Here is a 324-nt window from a genome sequence, read left to right on the forward strand (position 1 = left end):
CGATCGAGATCATGCTCAAGCGCATCATCGAGCTGTATGAAAGCGCCGACGGCGACAAGATCAAGGCGCTGGCCGCCCTTGACGACCGCGTCGACAGGAAGCACGCGGCGATCAAGCTCTATCTGGCCAAATTGACCAGGAACTCGCTCACAGAGGACGAGGCGCTGCGCTGCCAGGAGCTGATAGGCGCCTGCGTCAAGCTCGAGCAGGTCGGCGACATCATCGTGCGCAACATGCTGGTGCATGTGAAGAAGAAGTTCGAGCGCGGGCTGGAGTTCACGCCCGAGGGCTGGAGCGAGCTGCTCGCCTTTCACACCTCGGTGC

Annotated in this window: 1 protein-coding gene; it reads left to right on the forward strand. The window is 61.7% G+C overall.

Features of this window, described 5'->3' with window-relative positions; all coding sequences use genetic code 11:
* The coding region (locus tag X735_RS0135760) for a PhoU domain-containing protein (RefSeq protein ID WP_031214113.1) at positions 1–324 on the forward strand (324 nt) is incomplete at both ends.

The sequence above is a fragment of the Mesorhizobium sp. L2C084A000 genome (genome assembly GCF_000502875.1).
Lineage (GTDB): Bacteria > Pseudomonadota > Alphaproteobacteria > Rhizobiales > Rhizobiaceae > Mesorhizobium.